Origin of the sequence: Arthrobacter sp. zg-Y750 (assembly GCF_020907365.1) — a bacterium.
Lineage (GTDB): Bacteria > Actinomycetota > Actinomycetes > Actinomycetales > Micrococcaceae > Arthrobacter_B.
Genome location: NZ_JAJJOC010000002.1, coordinates 37,245 through 57,274 on the forward strand (window position 1 = coordinate 37,245; position 20,030 = coordinate 57,274).

The following is a 20,030-nucleotide window of genomic DNA, read 5'->3' on the forward strand; positions in this document are numbered from 1 at the left end:
CCTGCGGGTCACGCTGGAATGCGGCGCAGAATTGGAAGATACCCCAGGTCCGGGTCATCGTCCGAATACGCTCTTGAACATAGCTGCGCCGGCCTTGCCAATGGCACCTTCTACAGCTTCCTTGGCATCGCTGACAAGTTCTTTGGCCTTGGCGGCGGCTTTCTCTACCTTTTCGTTCTCGGTAACAGCATTCCAAAGATTTTGCACTCCGTCACCTGCCGCCTGTGTCAAGCTACGGCCACCAAAGATATCCAACTCGGTGTCCACCGCCCATGAAATGGCCATGCCGACGCCAAAGCCCACTACGGTCCCCACCGGGCCGCCGATCATCGTACCGACTGCGGCACCCGCATAGCCTGCACCCAGACCCGCGGCCACACTCGTCCCGGCACGGAAAATGGCTTTCTCATTCGCCTGGCCTTCAATGTCCGCCTCCGACATCCCGGGATTTGCTTCCCGCAGCCGGTTAATCTCGTCCTGGCGTTCATTACCGAAAGTTAGCAGGCCCCCGCCAACCACCATCACGGGACCGGCAGCACGTGCCGCCTTGCCGATCTTTGTGGCATCACGGAATTCATCTGGGACAACGGCCCACTTGTCCGGGTTCGCATCCACGTATCTTGCGTAGCGCTGAGAGGCGTTATACAGCTTTTCGTTGACCTCAGGCCGGAGATCGTAGTAGTTGCGGGGGCCTGCAGCCGAGTGTGCACCCCGGGATTTCGCGCCGCCGCGCAACGTATCAACCGTATTAAGGATGAATCCACCGGTTTCAGTCGATGCGAAGGAGAAGAGCGGATTGGTTTCCCCCGTGGCCTCGGAAAGGGCCTGAACGCATTCCTGTTCCAGTTGGAGGATTTCGGCGGCAAGGGTGTTAACCCGGCCCTGGAGCAAATCACCCGCGGCACGCATCTGCGGTGCGTCTTCCTCGGTGCAGGCTGCGCTGTTGACGAAAGCATTATGGCCGGCGATATCGGCCAACAGGACAGCCCGCGCTCCTTCCAACACGGCAATGCCGTCGGCAAACGTCTCCAAGGCCCTTGCGGCCTGCACCGAAACAGCACTGACAAAGTTTCCATGCGGCGTGATGTCGGAGAACACGCCGTACACCTGGTCGGCCTCAGGGGCCATATAGGCAGTCTGCAAACCGTTCCATGTCGCCGAGACATCCAGGATGGCGTTTTCAAGCTGCGGGCCGGCATCCGAGAGTTCCCTGGCCCCGGCTTGCAGGTGCGCCGGCGAGGGCCAGCCGGACAAGCCTGTTGTGTCGATGGCCATTTCAGGACACCGCCGAAACGCTGCGGGCACCCGACGCTGCCGGGTCGTGATCCAGTTGCGGTACCTGGTTCACGCTCCGCCGGCCCGATTCGGCCATGTCCATGTCGCCCTTGATGTATGCGCTGACCGCTTGCCCCACACCGTCCACGGCATTTTCCACACGGGCAGCCGCGAATTGTCCCTGCTGGGAAAGCATTTCGCCCACTTCGATAAGCGCTGCTGCCACGGCAGCGCTCCCACAACTGTTAGCGGCGTCATCGTAGGCGACGTCGACCGCTCCGATTGCATTCCAAATGCCTTCGTCATCACGCGCCCTCGCCAATATCCCCGAGCACGTAGCAACATCTATGCTGTAACCGTTCAGACCCATGATTTACTGATCCCCCGATAGTTCATTTACAGGCCGCAAAACAATGTGAATTGCCCGGAACGGAACATTACCGGCGATCACCGCCTTTTACCATGGGCAGAACTACCCATGGAAATGCTGCATATACCGGCCCGGCTACCGCAGGGCGGCCGAGGCGGCCAGCCGTGACACGGCCTCGGTAAGCACCTCGGATGAACAGGCGAAATTCAGGCGGGCGAATCCGGCACCCTGCCGGCCGAACCGCAGTCCCGGTTCCAACGCCACCCGCGCATGGTCCAAGGCGAACGCAGCCGGATCATCTCCCCAGCCCGCCGCACCGAAGTCCAGCCAGGCAAGGTAGCCAGCCGACGGCGCACGGTAGCCGACCCCGGGCAAATGCTCCGCCAGCAGCTCCCCCAGCAGTATCCGGTTTTCCGCCAGTGATTCCATCACCCCGGCCAGCCAAGGGCCGCCGTCGTTGTACGCCGCTGTTGTGGCATGCAGGCCCAGGATGCTGGTGCGGGCGGACACTTCTGCCGGCATGGAGTCCAGCTGCAGCCGGGTCCGTTCACTTGCCGCCGCCATCACGGCGCACTTGGTGCCGGCGATGTTCCAGGCCTTGCTGGCGGCGGTGACGCAGATGCCGAACTCCCGCGCGTTGTCGGACACCGTGAGGTACGGGGTGAAGGAGTCTGGCGAATACGTCAGCGGAGCATGGATTTCGTCGCTGATCACGGCCACGCCGTACTTCGCGGACAGGTCGGCGAGCGCACGCAGGGTGCCGGCGGAGTGGACCAGTCCCAGCGGGTTGTGCGGATTGCACAGCAACAGGGCATCAGCGCCGCGGGCAAAGGCGCGCTCGATGTTGGCCAGGTCCAGCGTCCAGCCTTCTGCGCTGGGCAGCAGCGGCACTTCCACCACGGAGGCATCAGCTTCCACTGGCAGTTCGAAGAACGGCGGATACACCGGCGGGGTGATCACCACACTGCCGTCCACCGGCACCGTCTGCCGCAGGCATTCCACAATCGCCACGCTCACGTCCGTAGTGCACCGGACATCCCCCGGCTCCACCGTCCAGCCCCAGGTCCGGGCAGCGAACCCGGCAAAGGCCTGCGCCACCATACCGGGCCCGGCGATGTAACCCGTGTCCGATGCCAGCACCCGGTCGATGACGGCCTGCTGCACGGGTTTGGCCAGCGGATAATCCATTTCGGCCACGAACAGGGGCAGCACGTCCTGCGGATACGTCTGCCATTTCCAGCTGGTCCGCTCCCGCAGTGCGGCCAGCGGCTCGGCGGAGATCTTCGTCATGCCGCCCAACCTACAGCTAACGCGGCTGCACGCAGAAGAACTAGGCTGGTGGGCATGCCTGATACTTCCCTTGCACACGTTCTGACCCCCGAGGGATGGCAGCTGCTGAACTCCCTGCCCCCGTATCTCGAATCCGAGTCCCTGAAGCTGAACACGGAGCTGCGCAAGGCCGGGCATTCCCCCGAGCTGGTGGCCGCCGTGCTGACCCAGGCGAAGCTGCGGATGAAGGCCCGGGCAAAGTTCGGCCCGTTCGCGGAGCACATGGTCTTCACCGCCCCGGGATTGGAGCAGGCCACCAGGCTCAATGTTGCGGCCCTGCATGCCCAGCGCTACCAGGCGGCCGGCCTGGCCAAGGTGGCCGACCTCGGCTGCGGAATCGGCGCCGATTCCCTGGCCCTGGCCACGCTGGACCGGCAGGTAACCTCCGTGGAGCTCGACGAGGTTACGGCCGCCGCGGCCACCATCAACCTGATGCCCTGGCCCGAGGCCACCGTGGTGCAGGGACGGGCGGAGGAGTTCGACCTGACCGGATTCGACGGCGTGTGGCTGGATCCCGCGCGCCGCACCACCTCGACGTCGGGAACCACCCGCATCTTTGACCCGGAGGCCTTTTCCCCTCCCCTGTCCTTTGTGGAGTCCCTGGCCGATTCCGGGCTGCCGGTAGGCGTGAAGATGGGCCCGGGCATTCCGCACGAGGCGCTGCCGGCGAACTGCGAAGCGCAGTGGGTCTCCGTAGACGGCGACGTCACGGAAGCCACGCTGTGGTTCAACGCGCTCCGCCGCGACGGCGTCCGCCGGGCGGCGCTGGTTATGGGCGCCGCCGGTGCCGCTGAACTGACCTCGCCGGTGGATTACGACGCCGGCGCCCAGGACGTGCAGGTGGGTCCGGCCGAGGGCTACCTCTACGAACCCGACGGCGCCGTGATCCGAGCCGGGCTGGTGGCCGATGTCGCCCGCACCTTGGAGGGGCATCTGCTGGATGAGCACATTGCCTACATCTGCGCACCTGAGCTGCGCGAGACGCCGTTTGCCCGGGCCTACCGCATCCTCGAGGTGCGCCCCTACAATGTCAAGGCGCTGAAGGCCTGGGTGAAGGACAACCGCATCGGCGTGCTGGACATCAAAAAGCGCGGCATGTCCGTAACGCCCGAGGAAGTACGCAAGGCCCTGCTCGCCGGTTCCGGAAAGGGACCGGGCAAAGCGGACAACAAGGCCACACTGGTCCTCACCCGGATCGGGGAAGACCGTGTGGCCCTGGTGGTGGAGCCGGTCCCCGCCGCCTGAGCCGCATACCGGGAGCCGCCGGCGGCCGGCAGGGACGCTCCCTCAGGCGCGGGAGAACTCGCTGGCCGCCCGGACCTGCTCAGGCGTGGGCCGCACACCCGTGTAAAGCACAAACTGCTCCTCGGCCTGGATGGCAATGACCTCCGCGCCGGTGATGACCGGTTTGCCGGCAGCCCGCGCGGCCGTGATCAGCGGGGTCTCGGCAGGCAGCGCGACGACGTCGAACACCACCTTCGCGGCAGCCACGGCGTCGTCAGTGAAGGACTGCACGTCCTCGTCCCGGCCCGCCATGCCCAGCGGTGTCACGTTGATGAGCAGGTCCGCCGTCGAGGTTCCCGGGTCCGGCTGCCACGCGAAGTCATACAGGTCCGCCAGCGTCCGCCCGGCGGCCTCGTTGCGGGCCGCCACGGTGACGTCGGAGAAGCCCGCATCCCGCAGGGCCGCGGCGACAGCCTTGGCCATGCCGCCGGACCCGCGCAGCAGCACTGAGTGCGAGGCCGGGACGCTGTGGTCCCGCAGCAGCCGGGCGATGGCGAGGTAGTCCGTGTTGTAAGCGGTGAGCACGCCGTCGTCGTTGACGATGGTGTTCACGGAGTCGATGGCCTTGGCAGAAGGGTCCATCCGGTCCACCAGTGCAATCACCTCCTCCTTGTACGGCATGGACACTGCCGCGCCCCGGATCGGCAGCCCGCGCACCCCGGCAATGGCCTGCGCCAAGTCGGCGGGGGCAAAGGCCTTGTAGACGTAGTTCAGGCCCAGCTCGTCATACAGGTAGTTGTGGAAACGGGTTCCGATGTTGCTCGGCCTGGCGGCCAGGGAGATGCACAGGGTCATGTCTTTGTTCAGGATCGGCATCTGTCCATTATGGCTGCCGGCACGGCTGCAGCTCGCGCCGGTCCCGCGGCGCAGGACCGGTTCGGCGTAACAGGTCTGCCGGTGCTGTCCGCGGCGATAGGATTGGGAAGGTTCTCAAGCGCAAAGATGCGGGTCCGGGCGCTGTTAGTTGGTAATGCATGAAGCAGGAGACAGTTTGGAAATCGAGTTCGCCAAGTCCGCGCAGTCAACCCTTGGAGTCGAGTGGGAACTCGCCCTCGTGGACGGCCGTACGGGCGACCTGGTCTCAGTAGCGGACCAGGTGCTGTCCGGTGTCAACGCCAATGATCCTGCACTGCGGGCCGATGAAGAGCATCCGCACATCAAGCAGGAACTGCTGGAAAACACCGTGGAGCTGGTGACCGGCGTATGCACCACCGTGGCCGAAGCCAAGGCCGACCTCACCCGTTCACTGGAGGCGGTCCGCCGGGTCACCGACCCGATGGGCGTGGAACTGTTCTGCTCCGGTTCGCATCCGTTCAGCACGCCGCGCTCCCAGCCGGTCACGGACAAGGAACGCTACGCCAAACTCATTGACCGCACGCAGTGGTGGGGCCAGCAGATGCTGATCTACGGCGTGCACGTGCATGTGGGCCTGGACAGCCGGGACAAGGTGCTGCCCGTCCTCGACGGCCTGGTCAACTACTTCCCGCATTTCCAGGCCCTGTCCGCTTCCTCGCCGTTCTGGTCCGGGGATGACACGGGCTACGCCTCCCAGCGGGCCCTGATGTTCCAGCAGCTGCCCACCGCCGGACTGCCGTTCCAGTTCGGTTCCTGGACCGAATACGAGGCTTACGTCGCGGACATGTTCACCACCGGGGTCATTGACTCCATCAGTGAAATCCGCTGGGATATCCGGCCCGTCCCCGGCCTGGGCACCATTGAAATGCGGGTATGCGACGGACTGGCGAACCTGCAGGACGTGGGTGCCATAGCCGCCCTGACCCAGTGCCTGGTCCACGAATTCTCCTCAATCATCGACGCCGGCGGCACCATTGCCACCATGCCCCCGTGGCATGTGCAGGAAAACAAATGGCGGGCGGCCCGCTACGGGCTGGAAGCCATCGTGATCCTGGACGCGGAGGGCAACGAAAAGCTGGTCACCGAGCACCTGCTCGAAGACGTGCTGCCCCGGCTGGAACCGGTTGCGGAGCAGCTGGGATGCAGCGCGGAACTGGCCGACGTGCGGACCATCATCGAGCGCGGTGCCGGCTACCAGCGGCAGCGGCGGGTGGCTGCGGAGAACGACGGCGACCTGCGCGCCGTCGTCCTCGACGGGATCGCCCAGCTCCGCGGCGCCTAGGCGCCGGCCGGCAGGTGGACTGTGGTCACCGGCAGGGACGGGTCCGTGCCGAAGCCGATGCCGGAGGGTTCGCCGCCGGCCATGACCACCTGGGCTCCCAGCGCCGCCACCATGGCCCCGTTGTCGGTGCACAGCGAAATGGGCGGTACCCGCAGGGTGATTCCGGCAGCGGCGCACCGTTCACCGGTCAGTGCCCGGAGCCGCGAATTGGCGGCCACTCCCCCTCCCAGCAGCAGGTTCGTGATGCCGTGCTCGGTGCAGGCCAGCACTGCCTTGGCGGTGATGACGTCCACCACGGCTTCCTGGAAGGACGCTGCAATATCAGCCACCGGCGGTTCCTGCCCCGCGGCCTCGTACTGCTCCACGCAGCGGGCCACGGCCGTCTTCAGCCCGGAGAAGGACCAGTCGTAACGGTGCGGCCCGGGCGCATCCGGCGTCCCCATGTACTTGGGCTGGGTGAGTCCGCGCGGGAAGCGGATGGCCAACGGATCACCCTCGCGGGCCAGCCGGTCGATGGCCGGTCCGCCGGGGTACCCCAGGCCGAGGATGCGGGCCACCTTGTCGTAGGCCTCGCCCGCGGCGTCGTCGATGGTGGAGCCGAGCAGTTCCACGTTGTCGGTCAGGGAAGCCACCTTCAGGATTTCGGTGTGCCCGCCGGAAACCAGCAGCGCCCCGAGGTTCTCCGGCAGCGCCCCGCCGTCGAGCACACCCACACCCACGTGCGCCACCAGGTGGTTGATGGCGTACAGCGGTTTGCCGGTGGCCAGGGCCAGGGCCTTGGCGGCGCTGACGCCCACCATCAACGCACCGGACAGGCCGGGGCCGGAGGTCACCGCAATGGCGTCGAGCTCGGCAAGGCTGACGCCTGCTTCGGCCAGGGCGGCCTGCAGGGCCGGCACCACGGCGTCCAGGTGCGCCCGGGACGCGATCTCCGGAATGACCCCGCCGAAGCGGACGTGTTCGTCCATGGAGGAGGACACCGTGTTGGTCAGCAGCGCCGTGCCGCGGACAATCCCGATGCCGGTCTCGTCGCAGGAGGATTCGATGCCAAGCACCAGGGGTTCGGTGCGGTTCATTTGCTGTCCTTCTTATCTGGTGCACCGGACCACGCGGCCAGCGGCAGGCGCATGATCAGGGCGCTGGCGCCGTCGCGGTAGTAGCGGGGGCGGATGTGGATCTGTTCGAAGCCGAACCAGCGGTAGAGGCGCTGGGCGCGGGGGTTGTCATCGCGTACTTCCAGCAGCACGTCTTCGGCGCCGCGCTGCTGGGCCTCGTCCACGAGCATGGCCAGCAACCGTGAGCCAATGCCGGCGCCTTCCTTCTCGGGTACCACGGCAATGGTCTGGACGTCCGCGATCGGCAGCACGCACATCAGCCCGGCGTAGCCGATCACCGTGCCGTCCGCGTCTTCGGCCACGTAGTAGGAGCGCGTCTCGGTCTGCGCCAGTTCGTCGTGGAACATCTGCAGCGGCCACGCGTCGACCGGGAACAGCCGGCGTTCCAGGGCGTCCACGGCGGGAATGTCCTCGGCGGTCATGGGCCGCAGCCGTACGCCGGGGGCGCTCACAGGGCGCGCTTCCGCGGGCCGGGAACCTTGGCATCGGATTCGCGCAGGTACAGCGGGGTGCTCGCCAGCAGGGGCAGGCCCCGGGCCAGTCGGACGACGGCGGTTCGGCCCAACGCTTCGGCGGTGGGCTGGGCGGCGGCAAAGTCCTCCACGGCATGCAGGATTTCGGGATAGAGCCCGGCACCGGCACCGTAGACGGGCAGCGCCGGTACTACGGCCGGGTCCCCGACGTGCGGCCCCTCGAGCAGTTCGGGTGTCCCGCCGGTGCTTCGGTAGCTGGCCCAGTAGACCTCTTTGCGGCGCGCGTCGGTGGCGACGGCGAACTCGTCGATGCCCAGGCGCCACGCGTCCAGGGCGGCGTCCACGGCGATCGCGTCCAGGCTCATCACCCCGTGCAGCGGTTTATCCCAGGCGAAGGCGAGGGTGCGGGCCGTTGCGATCCCGGCGCGCAGCCCGGTGAACGGTCCCGGGCCGACGCCCACCACCACGGCGTCGAGGTCCGCGCCGGCAACACCGGCCTCAGCCAGCAGGGCGGCGATGCCGGGAGCCAGGACTTCGGCGTGGGAGCGGGTGTCGGCGGTGGCAAAGGATCCCAGGACCTCCCCTTCCCCGTTGAGCAGAGCCGCACTGGCTATGGCGGAGGTATCGATGGACAGAATCAGCACGGGTACCATTCTACCGGCGCGTGCCGGGCGCTTCCTTCAGCCCAGGTCCGGGGCCGCGGCCCAGCGCGGACCGTAGCCGGCCAGACGGATCAGCCGCTCTTCGTCCGTGTCCTCTGCGGAGAAGTCGGTGCCCGGCCCGTCCGGCCCGGAGGAGGCCCTGCCGACGGCGCGGACCAGGGTGATTTCCAGCCGGCTGTCGGATAGGTGCTCCACCAGTCCGGCACCCCACTCGACCACGGTGACCGAGCGGTCCATGGAGGCCTCCAGGTCGATGTCGTCGACCTCCCCTTCGGAGCCCAGCCGGTAGGCGTCCACGTGGACGAGGTCCGGACCGCCGGCCATGTTGGGGTGCTCGCGCACCAGCACGAAGGTGGGCGAAATGATGCCCGGGCGTACGCCCATGCCTTCGCCCAGGCCCTGCGTGAACGTGGTTTTGCCGGCGCCGAGTTCCCCTGTCAGCAGCAGCAGGTCACCGCGCTGCAGCAGGGCGCCAAGGCGTGCGGCGAGTGCCTTCGTTTCACCGGCACCGGTGGTGGTGTACTCCGCCTCCCAGGCGGCTGCCTGCGTCACTGGGCCTGTACCTTCTGCGCAGCCGGACCGCCCGCATTCTGCTCAGCCGCTTCCAAGGCAATGGGAGGTGCGTCGGCCGGGGCCGGCTTGCCCGCAGCACTGTCCACATACCGGCGGGGCACCCGGCCGCTGATCCTAGTGATGATCTCGTAGTTGATGCTGCCGGCGGCCGACGCCCATTCGTCCACGCCGGGCGCGCCTTCCCCGCCGAAGAGGACCGCTTCGTGGCCCACAAGCGACTCGGGGGTCCCGGCGATTCCCGTCCGGTGCAGGTCAATGACCATCTGGTCCATGGCGATGCGGCCCACCACCGGGTAAACCTGCCCGTCCACCTGTACCGGACCGCCGGTGGCCACCCGCGGAACGCCGTCGGCGTAGCCCAGGGGCACCAGCGCCAGGGTGGTGGGTTCCTTCGTCCGGTAGTGCAGCCCGTAGGACACACCCTGCCCGGCGGGGACCTCCTTGCAGGCCGCAATGGTGGTTTTCAGCGTCATTGCCGGGCGCAGGCCAAGCTCGGCCGGTGTCTGCCCCGCGAACGGGGACAGCCCGTACATGCCCAGGCCAATGCGGACCAGGTCGAAGTGGGCGTCGGGCCGGGACAGCGCTCCGGGAGTGTTGGCGATGTGCCGCACTTCGCGGTCCACACCGGCGTCTTCTGCCACGGCGACGGCAATGCGGAACTTCTGCAGCTGCTCGTCGGTTTCCGGGCGGTGCGGCTCATCGGCCACGGCAAAGTGCGAGAAGATGCCCACTACGCGCAGCAGGCCCTCCTCCTGGTAGGCCAGGGCGCGCCCTACGAAGGCCTCCCAAAGGTCCTCCGGGCAGCCGTTGCGGCCCAGCCCGGTGTCGATTTTCAGGTGCACGCGGGCGGGTATCTGGAGTTCCCGCGCGGCTGCGACGACGGCGTCCAGGTCCCAGCCGGACACCCCGACATCCACATTGGCGCGGATCGCTTCGCCGAAGTCCGTGTCCCGGGTATGCAGCCAGGCCAGGACCGGTTCGGTAATACCCGCGGCCCGCAGCTCCAGCGCTTCACTGATGTGCGCAACCCCCAGCCATGCCGCGCCTGCCTCGACCGCTGCCCGGGCGGTCTGCACTGCACCGTGCCCGTAGCCGTCCGCCTTCACTACCGCCATCACCCGTGCGGGGCTGACAACGTGGGACAGGTGGCGGACATTGTGGCGGATCGCAGCGAGGTCGATGACGGCCGACCGTTCTGCGTGGGACTGGGATTCTGCATAGTTCACGTACCTATTCTTCCACCCCTGTACCGGTCCGTCCGCCGGGGCGCTGCAGGGAGCGGTACATGATGTGCAGTCCGGTAAGCCCTGCGACGGGATGGTCGAAGGCTTCGGGCACGGTGGCCAGGATGCGGAACCCCAGCGACTCCCAGAGGCGTACGGCCCGGGTATTGGTTTGCACCACGGCGTTGAACTGCATGGACCGGTAGCCACGCCGGGAGGCCTCCGCGAGGACATGTTCCGCGAGGGCGCGGGCAATGCCGCGGCCGCTGAACTGTGCCCCGGTCATAAAGGACGCGTTCGCCACGTGGCTGCCGTTTCCGGACCGGTTCGGATGCAGCTGGGCGGTGCCGGCCACCGTCCCGTCCAGCTCCGCCACGAACACCTCCGTGGGCGCCGGCTCCAGCCACAGCTCCCGGGCCTGCTGTTCGTCGGTGCCGGTGTCCCAGCAGTACGTCTCGCCGGCACGCACAATGGGCTCCATCAGGTTCCAGATGCCCGGCCAGTCGCCCGGCCGGGCCGTCCGGATGGTAACTTCCGCCATTTACGCTTCGAGGGCCGCTGCCCAGAGGTTGATCTTGGAGTCGACGGCGTATTCGTCAATGCGGTGCAGTTCGTCTGCACTGAACTCCAGGTTGTTGACCGCAGCCAGCGAGTCCTCCAACTGCTTGACGCTTGAGGCGCCGATGAGCGCGGAGGTGATGGACGCGCCGTCGGCCCGGGTGCGCAGGACCCAGGCAATGGCCATCTGCGCCAGGCTCTGGCCGCGGGATTCGGCAATGCTGTTCAGCCCGCGGACCCGTTCCAGGTTTTCTTCCGAGAGCTGGGACTTGTCCAGGGACTTCCCCGCGGCGGCACGGGAATCTTCCGGAACGCCGCCCAGGTACTTGTTGGTGAGCAGCCCCTGGGCCAGCGGCGAGAAGGCGATGGAGCCGGCGCCGACTTCATCCAGTGCGGCGAACAGGTCGGGCTCGCCGTCCTCCACCCAGCGGTTGAGCATCGAGTAGGAGGGCTGGTGGATGAGCAGCGGGGTGCCCATTTCCCGCAGGATGCGTGCCGCCTCAATGGTCCGTTCCGGCGAATAGGAGGAGATGCCCGCGTAAAGCGCCCGGCCGGAGCGCACTGCCGTGTCCAGGGCACCCATGGTTTCCTCCAGCGGGGTTTCCGGGTCGGGGCGGTGGCTGTAGAAAATATCCACGTAATCCAGGCCCATGCGCTCCAGGGACTGGTCCAGGGAGGAGAGCAGGTACTTGCGGGATCCCCAGTTTCCGTAGGGGCCGGGCCACATGTCGTAACCGGCCTTGCTGGAAATCACCAGCTCGTCGCGGTACGGACGGAAATCGTCGCGCATGTGCCGGCCGAAGTTGGTCTCTGCGGAACCGTAGGGCGGGCCATAGTTGTTGGCCAGGTCAAAGTGGGTGACTCCCAGGTCGAACGCACGGCGCAGGATGGCCCGCTGCGTTTCGAAGGGCTTGTCATCACCGAAGTTGTGCCACAGCCCGAGCGAGACGGCCGGGAGCTGGAGTCCGCTCTGTCCGACGCGGCGGTAGGGCATGGATTCATATCGGTTCTCTGCAGCAACATAAGTCATGGGCACCATACTGCCACTGTTGCCTCGCTCACGGTGCCCCCCGGCCCGGCCCGTCTCCGGGACGGCTTAATCCGCTGCAGCCGGCGCCCGGCAGGAGAATAACCTGCGGGACACCGGCTGCAGTGGACGCTGCGGTGCTGCTATCAGGCCAGGATGGCTGCGCCGTACGCGGGCAGCTGCACGCCGTCGCCGGAAACCTCTGACGGGCCGGTTTCCAGCAGGATATCGACCTGCTTCCCGAACGGAACCGGCACCTCGCGGGGGGTGTCCGCGAAGTTCAGGACCACCGCGGTGGACCCGCGCTGCATTACCAGCCAGCGTCCCGCTTCGTCATAGTCCACCCTGACGTTGCGCAGGTCCGGGTCCATCAGGTCGGGGGTTTCCCGGCGCAGCGTCAGGAGCCGGCGGTACAGGTCCAGGAGCCGTCCGTGGTTCCCTTGCTCCACCTCGGACCAGTCCAGCTTCGAGTTGGTGAAGGTTGCCGGATCCTGGGGATTGGGAACCGTGTCCGGATCCCATCCCATCCGCTCGAATTCCTTCAGACGGCCCTCCGCCGTGGCTTTCCCCAGCTCCGGTTCCGGATGGGAGGTGAAGAACTGCCACGGGGTAGACGCACCGAACTCCTCCCCCATGAACAGCATGGGGGTGAACGGGGAGGCCAGGCTCAGCACCGCGCCAAGGGCGAGCTGCTCGTACCCCAGGGTCGCGCTGAGCCTGTCGCCTGCCGCCCGGTTGCCGATTTGGTCATGGTTCTGGATGGCGGTGACCAGCTGGCGCGCGGTCACCACGTCCTTGTCCAGCGGACGGCCGTGCCCGCGTTCCCTGAAGGAAGAGAATGTGCCGTTGTGGAAGAACCCCTCCTGCAGGACCTTCGCCAGCGCCCCGACCGAGTCGAAGTCCGCGTAGTAGCCGCCGTTTTCACCGGTGAGGTTGGTGTGGGCTGCATGATGGAAGTCATCGGACCACTGGCCGGTGAGGCCGTAGCCGTTGACGCTGCGCGGGGTGATGAGACGGGGGTTGTTCAGGTCCGACTCCGCGATAAGGAACAGCGGCTTGCCCAGGGTCTCTGCGCAGTTCTCCGTCGCTGCTGCCATCTCCTCGAGGATGTGCACGGCGCGTTCGTCGTGCAGGGCGTGCACCGCATCCAGGCGCAGCCCGTCCACGTGATAGTCGCGGAACCACATCAGCACGTTGTCCACGATGTACTGGCGGACGGCGTCGGACAGCGGCCCGTCCAGGTTCACCGAGTCGCCCCAGGTGTTCGACTTCCCCTCCGTGAGGTAGGGGCCGAACATCGGCAGGTAGTTGCCGCTGGGTCCGAGGTGGTTGTACACCACGTCCTGGATGACGCCCAGGCCCTTGCGGTGGGCTGCGTCGACAAAGCGCTGGTAAGCCTCGGGCCCGCCGTAGGTTTCCTGCACGGCGTACCAGAGCACGCCGTCGTAACCCCAGTTGTGCGTACCGTTGAAGGCGTTGACCGGCAGCAGTTCCACAAAGCGGACGCCCAGGTCCACCAGGTAGTCCAGTTTGCCGATTGCTGCGTCCAGCGTGCCTTCGGGGGTGAAGGTGCCCACGTGCATTTCATAGATTGCGCCGCCGTCGAGCCCCGGGGACACCCAGCCGGAGTCCTGCCACTGGAACAGATCGGGGTCGAAGGTGCGCGAGAGGGCGTGGACTCCTTCGGGCTGCCGGCGGGAGCGGGGATCGGGAACCGGAGTTTCCGCATCGTCGATGAGGTAGCCGTAGTCGACGTCTTCGGTGAGCTCGGCGTGCTGGGCGTGCCACCAGCCGTTCTCGCCGCGGCTCATCGACAGGCGCCGGCCGTCGGCCAGCAGCGTCATGGTGTTGGCCTTGGGCGCCCACACCTCGAAAGTGGTCCTCATTCCCCGTCCTCCCGAACAAGCAGTGCCACCGGATAGGTGCCAAACAGTTCCGCTGCGGCCAGCCGGCCGCTGCTGTGGTGCGTACTGCCCGTGATGACATCCCGGTACGTGCCCGGAGCCAGCACGACGGCGGTATCCTGCCAGCCGCCGGCCTGTTCAAGTCCCAGCGGCAGCCTGGTCAGCAGGGCAACCGCGCCGCCGCGGTCAAATCCGAACAGGTGTTCCGCAGCCGGTCCGTGCACGGCCACCGGCACATAGCCGGTGAACAGTTCGGGGCGGCCGCGCTTGAGCTGCAGGGCACGGGAGGTGACCAGCAGCTTGGCCGCGGCTTCCTCGTCCACGGCCGGAACGCCGGCGTCGGCAAATGATGCCGCCGTCCGGCGCCGCCGGGCGTAGTCCACCGCACGGCGGTTGTCCGGGTCCACCAGGGAGCGGTCCCAGAATTCGGTGCCCTGGTACACATCGGGCACTCCCGGCATGGCCAGCTGCAGGAGCTTGGCCGAAAGCGAATTGCTGTAACCGGCTTCCCTGACCCGCTCCACGAAACCGGTGATCAGCGCGTTTACCTCCGCGTTGTCGAACGCGGCGTCCACGGCCGCATGCATCCGGTCCTCGAATTCAGCGTTGGGCGCGGTCCAGGTGGTGCTGGCTGATGCTTCCCGCGATGCCTTCTCGGCATATGCATGGGCCCGTTCCCGGCTCAGCGGCCAGGCGCCGGCGATGGCCTGCCAGAGCAGGTTGGCCATCGGCCCGTCGCCCATGGGCGCCAGGGCGTCAAGACGGGTGAAGGTTTCGCTCCACTGGTCCGGGACCTCGGCCAGGACCGAGATCCGGGCCCGGGTGTCCTCGCTGCGCTTGGTGTCGTGGGTGGTCAGTGCCGTCATGGCTGCCGGCTGTTCCAGCTGCCGGCGGAGCAGCCGGGCATGCAGCTGCGAAGGGGCCACGGCAAAGTGCGCCGGGTCCGCGCCCACCTCGTTGAGCGAGGTCAGCCGGGAATAGCGGTAGAACGCGGTGTCCTCCACGCCCTTGGCCATGACCATGCCGGAGGTCTGCTGGAAACGCACTGCCAGCTCGCCCAGGTCCTGCAGGGACACCGGAGCGGAGGCGCCGGGCAGCGGGTCCAGGAGGCCGTGCAGGGTCTGCAGGGCCGCGGCAAGATCCGGCCTGTGGACCGTGGCGGCAATAACGGCGTCGGTCAGGTAACCGGCGCCTTCAGGCAGGTAGCTCCGGTAGACCGGGAAGCACGCCAGCAGTTCCGCCAGCGCATCGGCGGCCGTTGCGAAATCCAGTCCGGAACCGGCCGGCAGCAGCCGCACCAGCCGCTGCACCTCGGAGTGGAGCAGCCCGTCGGCGATGGCCCGCTTGGTGCCGTGGATCATGTCGGCGTACGGCTCCAGGGGAACCATGGCGGTGAGGGTGTCCTCGCCGGCCGGATCCACGAACAGCCGGTCGACGTCGGCGAGCGCGTCATAACCGGTGGTGCCTTCGGTCTCCCAGTCCGCGGGAAGCTCCTCCCCCGGCTCCAGGATCTTTTCGACCAGGATGTAGGCACCTCCGGTCAGGTCCCGCAGCCGGGCGAGGTACCCCTTGGGATCGGCGAGGCCGTCCGGGTGGTCGATCCGCAGGCCGTCCACCAGGCCCTCGTCGAACCAGCGCTTCACTTCGGCGTGGGCCTCGTCGAAGACCCACTGCTCCTCCACGCGGATGCCGGCCAGGGTGTTGACCCCGAAGAACCGGCGGTAGTTCAGTTCGTTGTCGGCGCGGCGCCAGTTCACCAGTTCGTAGTGCTGGCGGGCATGGACATCCACGGCCGAGTCGCCAACGGACGCCGTGCCGTGTGCCACCGGGTAGCGGTTGTCGTAGTAGTGCAGCTCGCCGTCCACCAGCTTCAGCTGCTCCAGTTCGTTTTCGCCGTCGCCCAGGACGGGGAGGCGCAGCTTTCCGCCTGCCGCATCCCAGTCAATGTCGAACGCTTCGGCGTAGCGGGAGGCGCGGCCTTCGGCCAGCACGGACCACCACCACTTGTTCGCCGCCGGGGTGGCAACACCCATGTGGTTGGGCACAATGTCCACCAGCACGCCCATGCCCGCTGCGTGGGCGGCGTCGGACAGGGCCCGGAGTCCGTCCGCACCGCCGCGGGCGGGATCCACTGCGGAGGGGTCAACCACGTCGTAGCCGTGGTCGGACCCCTCTTCAGCGGTCAGGATGGGCGAGAGGTACACCCAGTCCGCGCCGAGGTCCGCGAGGTACGGCACCAGTTCAGCGGCGTCGTACAGGGTGAAGGAAGGGCGGATCTGCAGCCGGTAGGTGGACAGCGGGGTCCTCATACCGCACCCTCGGACATGTGCGCCTTGGATCCGGCCAGCGCTGCCAGGGAGGCGGCGACCGAATGGTCGTGCTCCTCTTCCTCCGCGTGGGCCCGCAGGACCACCATGGATTTGGCAGCCACGGTCAGCTGGCCGTCAGCGGCCACCGGTTCCGAGTCGGCGTATTCTCCGGCAGTGTCGATCACCAGGTCCCACATGGGGGCGTATTCCTTGGACGGAAGGGTGATCTTCACGGCCTCGTCGTGGGCGTTGAAGTACAGCAGGAAGTTCAGGTCGGTGATGCGCTGTCCGCGTGTATCCTTCCCGGAAATGCCCTGTCCGTTGAGGAAGACACCCAGGGACCGGGCCACCGGAGTGTCCCAGTCATCCGGGGACATGGTGGAACCGTCCTCGTTCAGCCAGACGATGTCCGGCAGCGCCTCGCCCTCGCCGCGCCGCACGGGACGGCCGTCGAAGAACCGGCGCCGGCGGAACGTGGGGTGCTCCGCGCGCAGCGTGTTCACCGCTGCCGTGAATTCCATCAGCGGAGCATCCATGGTCTCCCAGTTGATCCAGCTGAGCTCGGAGTCCTGCGCGTAGGTGTTGTTGTTGCCCTGCTGGGTGCGGCCCAGCTCGTCGCCGTGGGCGATCATGGGCACGCCCTGGGACAGGAGCAGGGTGGCAAGGAAGTTGCGCTGCTGGCGGGCCCGCAGGGACAGGACCGCGGGATCATCCGTGGGCCCCTCCACGCCGCAGTTCCAGGAGCGGTTGTGGGACTCGCCGTCGTTGTTGTCCTCACCGTTGGCCTCGTTGTGCTTCTCGTTGTAGGACACGAGGTCCTGCAGCGTGAAGCCGTCGTGGGCGGTGACGAAGTTGATGGACGCCACCGGGCGGCGGGCGGAGGACTCGTACAGGTCCGCCGAGCCGGTGATGCGGGAGGCGAACTCGCCCAGGGTTGAGGGCTCTCCGCGCCAGAAATCGCGGACCGTGTCGCGGTACTTGCCGTTCCATTCGGTCCACTGCGGAGGGAAGTTGCCTACCTGGTAGCCGCCGGGGCCAACGTCCCACGGCTCGGCGATCAGCTTGACCTGTGACACTACCGGGTCCTGCTGCACCAATTCGAAGAAGGCGGACAGGCGGTCCACGTCGTAGAACTCTCGGGCCAGCGTCGAGGCCAGGTCAAAGCGGAAACCGTCCACATGCATTTCCGTGACCCAGTAACGCAGCGAGTCCATCAGCAGCTGCAGCGAGTGCGGGTTGCCCACGTTCAGCGAATTGCCCGTGCCGGTGTAGTCCATGTAGTACTGCTTGTCGTCCTCCACCAGCCGGTAGTAGGAGGCGTTGTCGATGCCGCGGAAGGACAGCGTGGGGCCCATGTGGTTGCCCTCGGCCGTGTGGTTGTAGACCACGTCCAGAATCACTTCGATGCCAGCCAGGTGCAGTGCACGCACCATGGCCTTGAATTCCTGTACCTGCTGGCCCTGATCGCCGGTGGCGCTGTAGGTGTTGTGCGGGGCGAAGAAACCGATGGTGTTGTAGCCCCAGTAGTTCGACAGTCCCTTTTCCTGCAGGGTCGAGTCGTTGACGAACTGGTGAACCGGCATCAGTTCGATGGCGGTGATGCCCAGCTTCTGCAGGTGGGCGATCACCGAAGGATGCGCAACGCCGGCGTACGTGCCGCGCTGTTCTTCGGGCACATCGGGGTGCAGCTCGGTCAGGCCCTTGACGTGCGCTTCGTAGATGACCGACTGGTGGTAGGGAACCTTCGGCCTGCGGTCGCCGTCCCAGTCGAAGAACGGGTTGATCACGACGCCCATCATCATGTGCGCGGCGGAGTCCTCGTCGTTGCGGGAATGCTCGTCACCGAAGTTATAGCCGAAGAGCGACTGGTCCCAGTCGATTTCACCGGCCACGGCCTTGGCGTAAGGATCCAGCAACAGCTTGTTGGGGTTGCACCGGTTGCCGTTCTCCGGGTCATTCGGCCCGTCTACGCGGTAACCGTACTTCTGGCCGGGCAGCACCTGCGGCAGGTAGCAGTGCCAGACATACCCGTCGACCTCCGTCAGCCGGACCTGGTGCTCGGTGCCGTCCTCATCAAACAGACACAACGTGACAGAGTCCGCGACTTCGCTGTACAGCGCAAAGTTAGTGCCGTTTCCGTCGTAGGTCGCGCCCAGCGGGTAGGCATCTCCCGGCCAAACTTCCATGTAGTGCTCCTGAACTAGTTCCTGACAACACCAAAATTAATATGTCTGCTTACTTTTGTACCCCAGACGCGGTGTTTACTTGAATTTTGGGTTTCGCCGTGGGGTGAATTCCGCGACCAGCGACCGGATCAGCGGGCCAAGCTGCGAGGGTTCCACGGGTCCGGCGGCGGACGCCAGGACACCTGCCCGGCCATGCAGGCTTGCGGCCGCTGCGGCCAGCCGTGCGTAGTGGCCCGGCTCTCGTTCGGCGCCAGGCGTGCGGTCGGTGGCCAGCAGGGCGCCGAGGATTCCCGAAAGCGTGTCGCCGCTTCCCGCCGTCGCCAGCCACGGGGTGGCTTCCGCCTGGCTGTACAACTCGCCGGTGGGCGCCGCGACCAGCGTGGCCCAGCCTTTGAGCAGCACCGTGGCACCGGTGAGTTCCGCGGCCCGGCGGACCCAGCGGACGGGATCTGCTTCGATGCCCGTCCGGTCCGCCTCTTCGCCGAGGGAGCGCAGCAGCGCGGTGAGCTCGCCGGCGTGCGGAGTCAGGACGACGCCGGCATGCAGTCCGGGACGCACGCCGCCGATCGCATCGGCATCGATCACTGCCGGAAGCCCCGAAGACATGGCGTCGGCCGCGCGCCGGTGCTGGGCTTCGTCCTCCCCGGCTCCGGGGCCGGCCAGCCAGGCCTGGACGTGCGTGAGCGAGACCGTGCCGGTACTGCAGACCGCTTCAGGATGCGTGAGGTTGACCAGCCGGGCCACGGAGTCGGGGCCGAGGTAGCGGACCATCCCCGCCCCGGTAGCCAGGGCTGCTCCCGTGGCCATCAGCGCGGCGCCCGGGTAGGTGGCTGAGCCTGCGGCGATGCCCAGCACACCCCTGCTGTATTTGTGGTCCCGGGGACCCGGTACGGGCAGCAGCCCGGGGAGGTCTTCGTCCTGCAGCCGGAAAGCCTCGGGGGCGCCCAGGTACGGGCCCAGCCCAATATCGATGCAGCGGATCCGGCCGGCCGCCGCCGCACCTGGTCCGGCCAGCAACCCCGTTTTGACCGCACCGAAGGTAACGGTCAGGTCGGCGTGCAGGCAGGTACCGGGTGCTTGCCCGGAATCAGCGTCCACGCCGCTGGGCAGGTCGCAGGCCACCACTAAGGGGCCGGAGCCCGGCGGGCGATAGTTCAACGCCTCCGCCAGTACCTGTACCGGACCCCGGAGACCGCCTCTGCCGCCGGTACCCAGGACCCCGTCAATGACGGCGTCCGCTGCCAGCACGGCCCGAACCAGGGCGGGAGCGTTGTGGTCGTCCAGGGTTGCCACCCGGCCGCCCTCGGCCCGGACGGCCGCCAAGGCCTCGGAGTGGGCTGCCTGAGATGTCAGCAATGCCGTCACGGCCGCACCGCGGGCGGCCAGGCGGGACGCGGCATACAGCGCGTCTGCGCCATTGTTGCCGCTCCCGGCCAGCACGACGACGCGCGAACCGTAGATCCGGCGTCGGGCAGCCAGCTCGGCGGCCGTGGCAGCGTACAGCCCGTAGGCTGCACGCTGCATCAGTTCGGCACCCTGCCCGGCGGCCAGCAAGGGCTGCTCGGCACGGCGGACGGACGTCCCGGTGTACGCACTGATCATGCG

The 20,030-nt window shown here is 67.1% G+C and carries 17 protein-coding genes; 2 read left to right on the forward strand and 15 right to left on the reverse strand.

All coding sequences use genetic code 11. From position 1 onward, the window contains the following. Positions 1 to 54 precede the first annotated feature (54 nt). The 3 genes from LOC57_RS01165 to LOC57_RS01175 all read right to left on the reverse strand — a co-directional run bounded on the left by LOC57_RS01165 (position 55) and on the right by LOC57_RS01175 (position 2,935). Entirely contained in the window at positions 55 to 1,275 is a 1,221-nt protein-coding gene (locus LOC57_RS01165) for a hypothetical protein (RefSeq protein ID WP_229957637.1), read from the reverse strand. Between the two features lies 1 nt (position 1,276). After that, a complete protein-coding gene (locus LOC57_RS01170; protein ID WP_229957640.1) occupies positions 1,277 to 1,645 on the reverse strand; it encodes a DUF6507 family protein in 369 nt (122 codons plus the stop codon). 135 nt (positions 1,646 to 1,780) lie between these two features. Beyond that, positions 1,781 to 2,935, reverse strand: coding sequence for a MalY/PatB family protein (locus LOC57_RS01175; RefSeq protein ID WP_227912846.1), 1,155 nt, complete (start codon positions 2,933 to 2,935; stop codon positions 1,781 to 1,783). Between the two features lie 54 nt (positions 2,936 to 2,989). Here LOC57_RS01175 and LOC57_RS01180 point away from each other — a divergent pair, with 54 nt between their 5' ends. Continuing rightward, complete coding sequence (locus tag LOC57_RS01180) at positions 2,990 to 4,219, forward strand: class I SAM-dependent methyltransferase (protein ID WP_229957642.1); 1,230 nt, start codon at positions 2,990 to 2,992, stop codon at positions 4,217 to 4,219. A 42-nt stretch (positions 4,220 to 4,261) separates the two neighbouring features. Here LOC57_RS01180 and LOC57_RS01185 read toward each other — a convergent pair whose 3' ends face one another. Beyond that, entirely contained in the window at positions 4,262 to 5,074 is an 813-nt protein-coding gene (locus LOC57_RS01185) for a shikimate 5-dehydrogenase (RefSeq protein ID WP_229957644.1), read from the reverse strand. A 175-nt stretch (positions 5,075 to 5,249) separates the two neighbouring features. Between LOC57_RS01185 and LOC57_RS01190 the strand changes: the two genes are divergently transcribed. After that, on the forward strand, positions 5,250 to 6,395 hold the full coding sequence (locus tag LOC57_RS01190) for a glutamate--cysteine ligase (RefSeq protein WP_227912843.1): 1,146 nt from the start codon (positions 5,250 to 5,252) through the stop codon (positions 6,393 to 6,395). Here LOC57_RS01190 and tsaD read toward each other — a convergent pair. The 11 genes from tsaD to LOC57_RS01245 form a co-directional block, all read right to left on the reverse strand. Then, positions 6,392 to 7,471: a tRNA (adenosine(37)-N6)-threonylcarbamoyltransferase complex transferase subunit TsaD gene (tsaD, locus tag LOC57_RS01195; protein ID WP_227912842.1), complete on the reverse strand. Its 1,080-nt coding sequence runs from the start codon at positions 7,469 to 7,471 to the stop codon at positions 6,392 to 6,394. The genes LOC57_RS01190 and tsaD overlap by 4 nt on opposite strands. Further along, on the reverse strand, positions 7,468 to 7,932 hold the full coding sequence (rimI, locus tag LOC57_RS01200; protein ID WP_227912960.1) for a ribosomal protein S18-alanine N-acetyltransferase: 465 nt from the start codon (positions 7,930 to 7,932) through the stop codon (positions 7,468 to 7,470). The genes tsaD and rimI overlap by 4 nt, the downstream gene beginning before the upstream one ends. Before the next feature lie 26 nt (positions 7,933 to 7,958). Continuing rightward, positions 7,959 to 8,627, reverse strand: coding sequence for a tRNA (adenosine(37)-N6)-threonylcarbamoyltransferase complex dimerization subunit type 1 TsaB (tsaB, locus tag LOC57_RS01205; protein ID WP_229957646.1), 669 nt, complete (start codon positions 8,625 to 8,627; stop codon positions 7,959 to 7,961). A 36-nt stretch (positions 8,628 to 8,663) separates the two neighbouring features. Next, complete coding sequence (gene tsaE, locus LOC57_RS01210) at positions 8,664 to 9,197, reverse strand: tRNA (adenosine(37)-N6)-threonylcarbamoyltransferase complex ATPase subunit type 1 TsaE (RefSeq protein ID WP_229957649.1); 534 nt, start codon at positions 9,195 to 9,197, stop codon at positions 8,664 to 8,666. Further along, positions 9,194 to 10,444, reverse strand: a complete 1,251-nt coding sequence (gene alr, locus LOC57_RS01215; protein WP_229957651.1) for an alanine racemase — start codon at positions 10,442 to 10,444, stop codon at positions 9,194 to 9,196. Before alr ends, tsaE begins: the two co-directional genes overlap by 4 nt. Positions 10,445 to 10,448: 4 nt before the next feature. Then, positions 10,449 to 10,982 carry a GNAT family N-acetyltransferase gene (locus LOC57_RS01220; protein ID WP_229957653.1) on the reverse strand — a complete coding sequence of 178 codons (534 nt, stop codon included), beginning with the start codon at positions 10,980 to 10,982 and terminating at the stop codon, positions 10,449 to 10,451. Then, positions 10,983 to 12,029: an L-glyceraldehyde 3-phosphate reductase gene (gene mgrA / locus LOC57_RS01225; RefSeq protein WP_227925419.1), complete on the reverse strand. Its 1,047-nt coding sequence runs from the start codon at positions 12,027 to 12,029 to the stop codon at positions 10,983 to 10,985. 143 nt (positions 12,030 to 12,172) lie between these two features. After that, complete coding sequence (treZ, locus tag LOC57_RS01230; RefSeq protein WP_229957655.1) at positions 12,173 to 13,912, reverse strand: malto-oligosyltrehalose trehalohydrolase; 1,740 nt, start codon at positions 13,910 to 13,912, stop codon at positions 12,173 to 12,175. Next, positions 13,909 to 16,239, reverse strand: a complete 2,331-nt coding sequence (gene treY / locus LOC57_RS01235; RefSeq protein ID WP_229957657.1) for a malto-oligosyltrehalose synthase — start codon at positions 16,237 to 16,239, stop codon at positions 13,909 to 13,911. The genes treZ and treY overlap by 4 nt, the downstream gene beginning before the upstream one ends. Continuing rightward, entirely contained in the window at positions 16,236 to 18,425 is a 2,190-nt protein-coding gene (gene glgX, locus LOC57_RS01240; RefSeq protein WP_227912828.1) for a glycogen debranching protein GlgX, read from the reverse strand. Before glgX ends, treY begins: the two co-directional genes overlap by 4 nt. 75 nt (positions 18,426 to 18,500) lie before the next feature. Further along, on the reverse strand, positions 18,501 to 20,027 hold the full coding sequence (locus LOC57_RS01245; protein ID WP_229957661.1) for an NAD(P)H-hydrate epimerase: 1,527 nt from the start codon (positions 20,025 to 20,027) through the stop codon (positions 18,501 to 18,503). Between the last annotated feature and the right edge of the window lie 3 nt (positions 20,028 to 20,030).

Bases quoted from the DNA above. Each gene is read 5' to 3' on its own strand.
- LOC57_RS01220 (WP_229957653.1), bottom strand. From the start codon at position 10,982: ATGGCGGAAGTTACCATCCGGACGGCCCGGCCGGGCGACTGGCCGGGC.
- LOC57_RS01175 (WP_227912846.1), bottom strand. From the start codon at position 2,935: ATGACGAAGATCTCCGCCGAGCCGCTGGCCGCACTGCGGGAGCGGACC.
- LOC57_RS01185 (WP_229957644.1), bottom strand. From the start codon at position 5,074: ATGCCGATCCTGAACAAAGACATGACCCTGTGCATCTCCCTGGCCGCC.
- treY (WP_229957657.1), bottom strand. From the start codon at position 16,239: ATGAGGACCCCGCTGTCCACCTACCGGCTGCAGATCCGCCCTTCCTTC.
- LOC57_RS01245 (WP_229957661.1), bottom strand. From the start codon at position 20,027: ATGATCAGTGCGTACACCGGGACGTCCGTCCGCCGTGCCGAGCAGCCC.
- glgX (WP_227912828.1), bottom strand. From the start codon at position 18,425: ATGGAAGTTTGGCCGGGAGATGCCTACCCGCTGGGCGCGACCTACGAC.
- LOC57_RS01170 (WP_229957640.1), bottom strand. From the start codon at position 1,645: ATGGGTCTGAACGGTTACAGCATAGATGTTGCTACGTGCTCGGGGATA.
- LOC57_RS01180 (WP_229957642.1), top strand. From the start codon at position 2,990: ATGCCTGATACTTCCCTTGCACACGTTCTGACCCCCGAGGGATGGCAG.
- treZ (WP_229957655.1), bottom strand. From the start codon at position 13,912: ATGAGGACCACTTTCGAGGTGTGGGCGCCCAAGGCCAACACCATGACG.
- mgrA (WP_227925419.1), bottom strand. From the start codon at position 12,029: ATGACTTATGTTGCTGCAGAGAACCGATATGAATCCATGCCCTACCGC.
- rimI (WP_227912960.1), bottom strand. From the start codon at position 7,932: ATGACCGCCGAGGACATTCCCGCCGTGGACGCCCTGGAACGCCGGCTG.
- tsaD (WP_227912842.1), bottom strand. From the start codon at position 7,471: ATGAACCGCACCGAACCCCTGGTGCTTGGCATCGAATCCTCCTGCGAC.
- LOC57_RS01165 (WP_229957637.1), bottom strand. From the start codon at position 1,275: ATGGCCATCGACACAACAGGCTTGTCCGGCTGGCCCTCGCCGGCGCAC.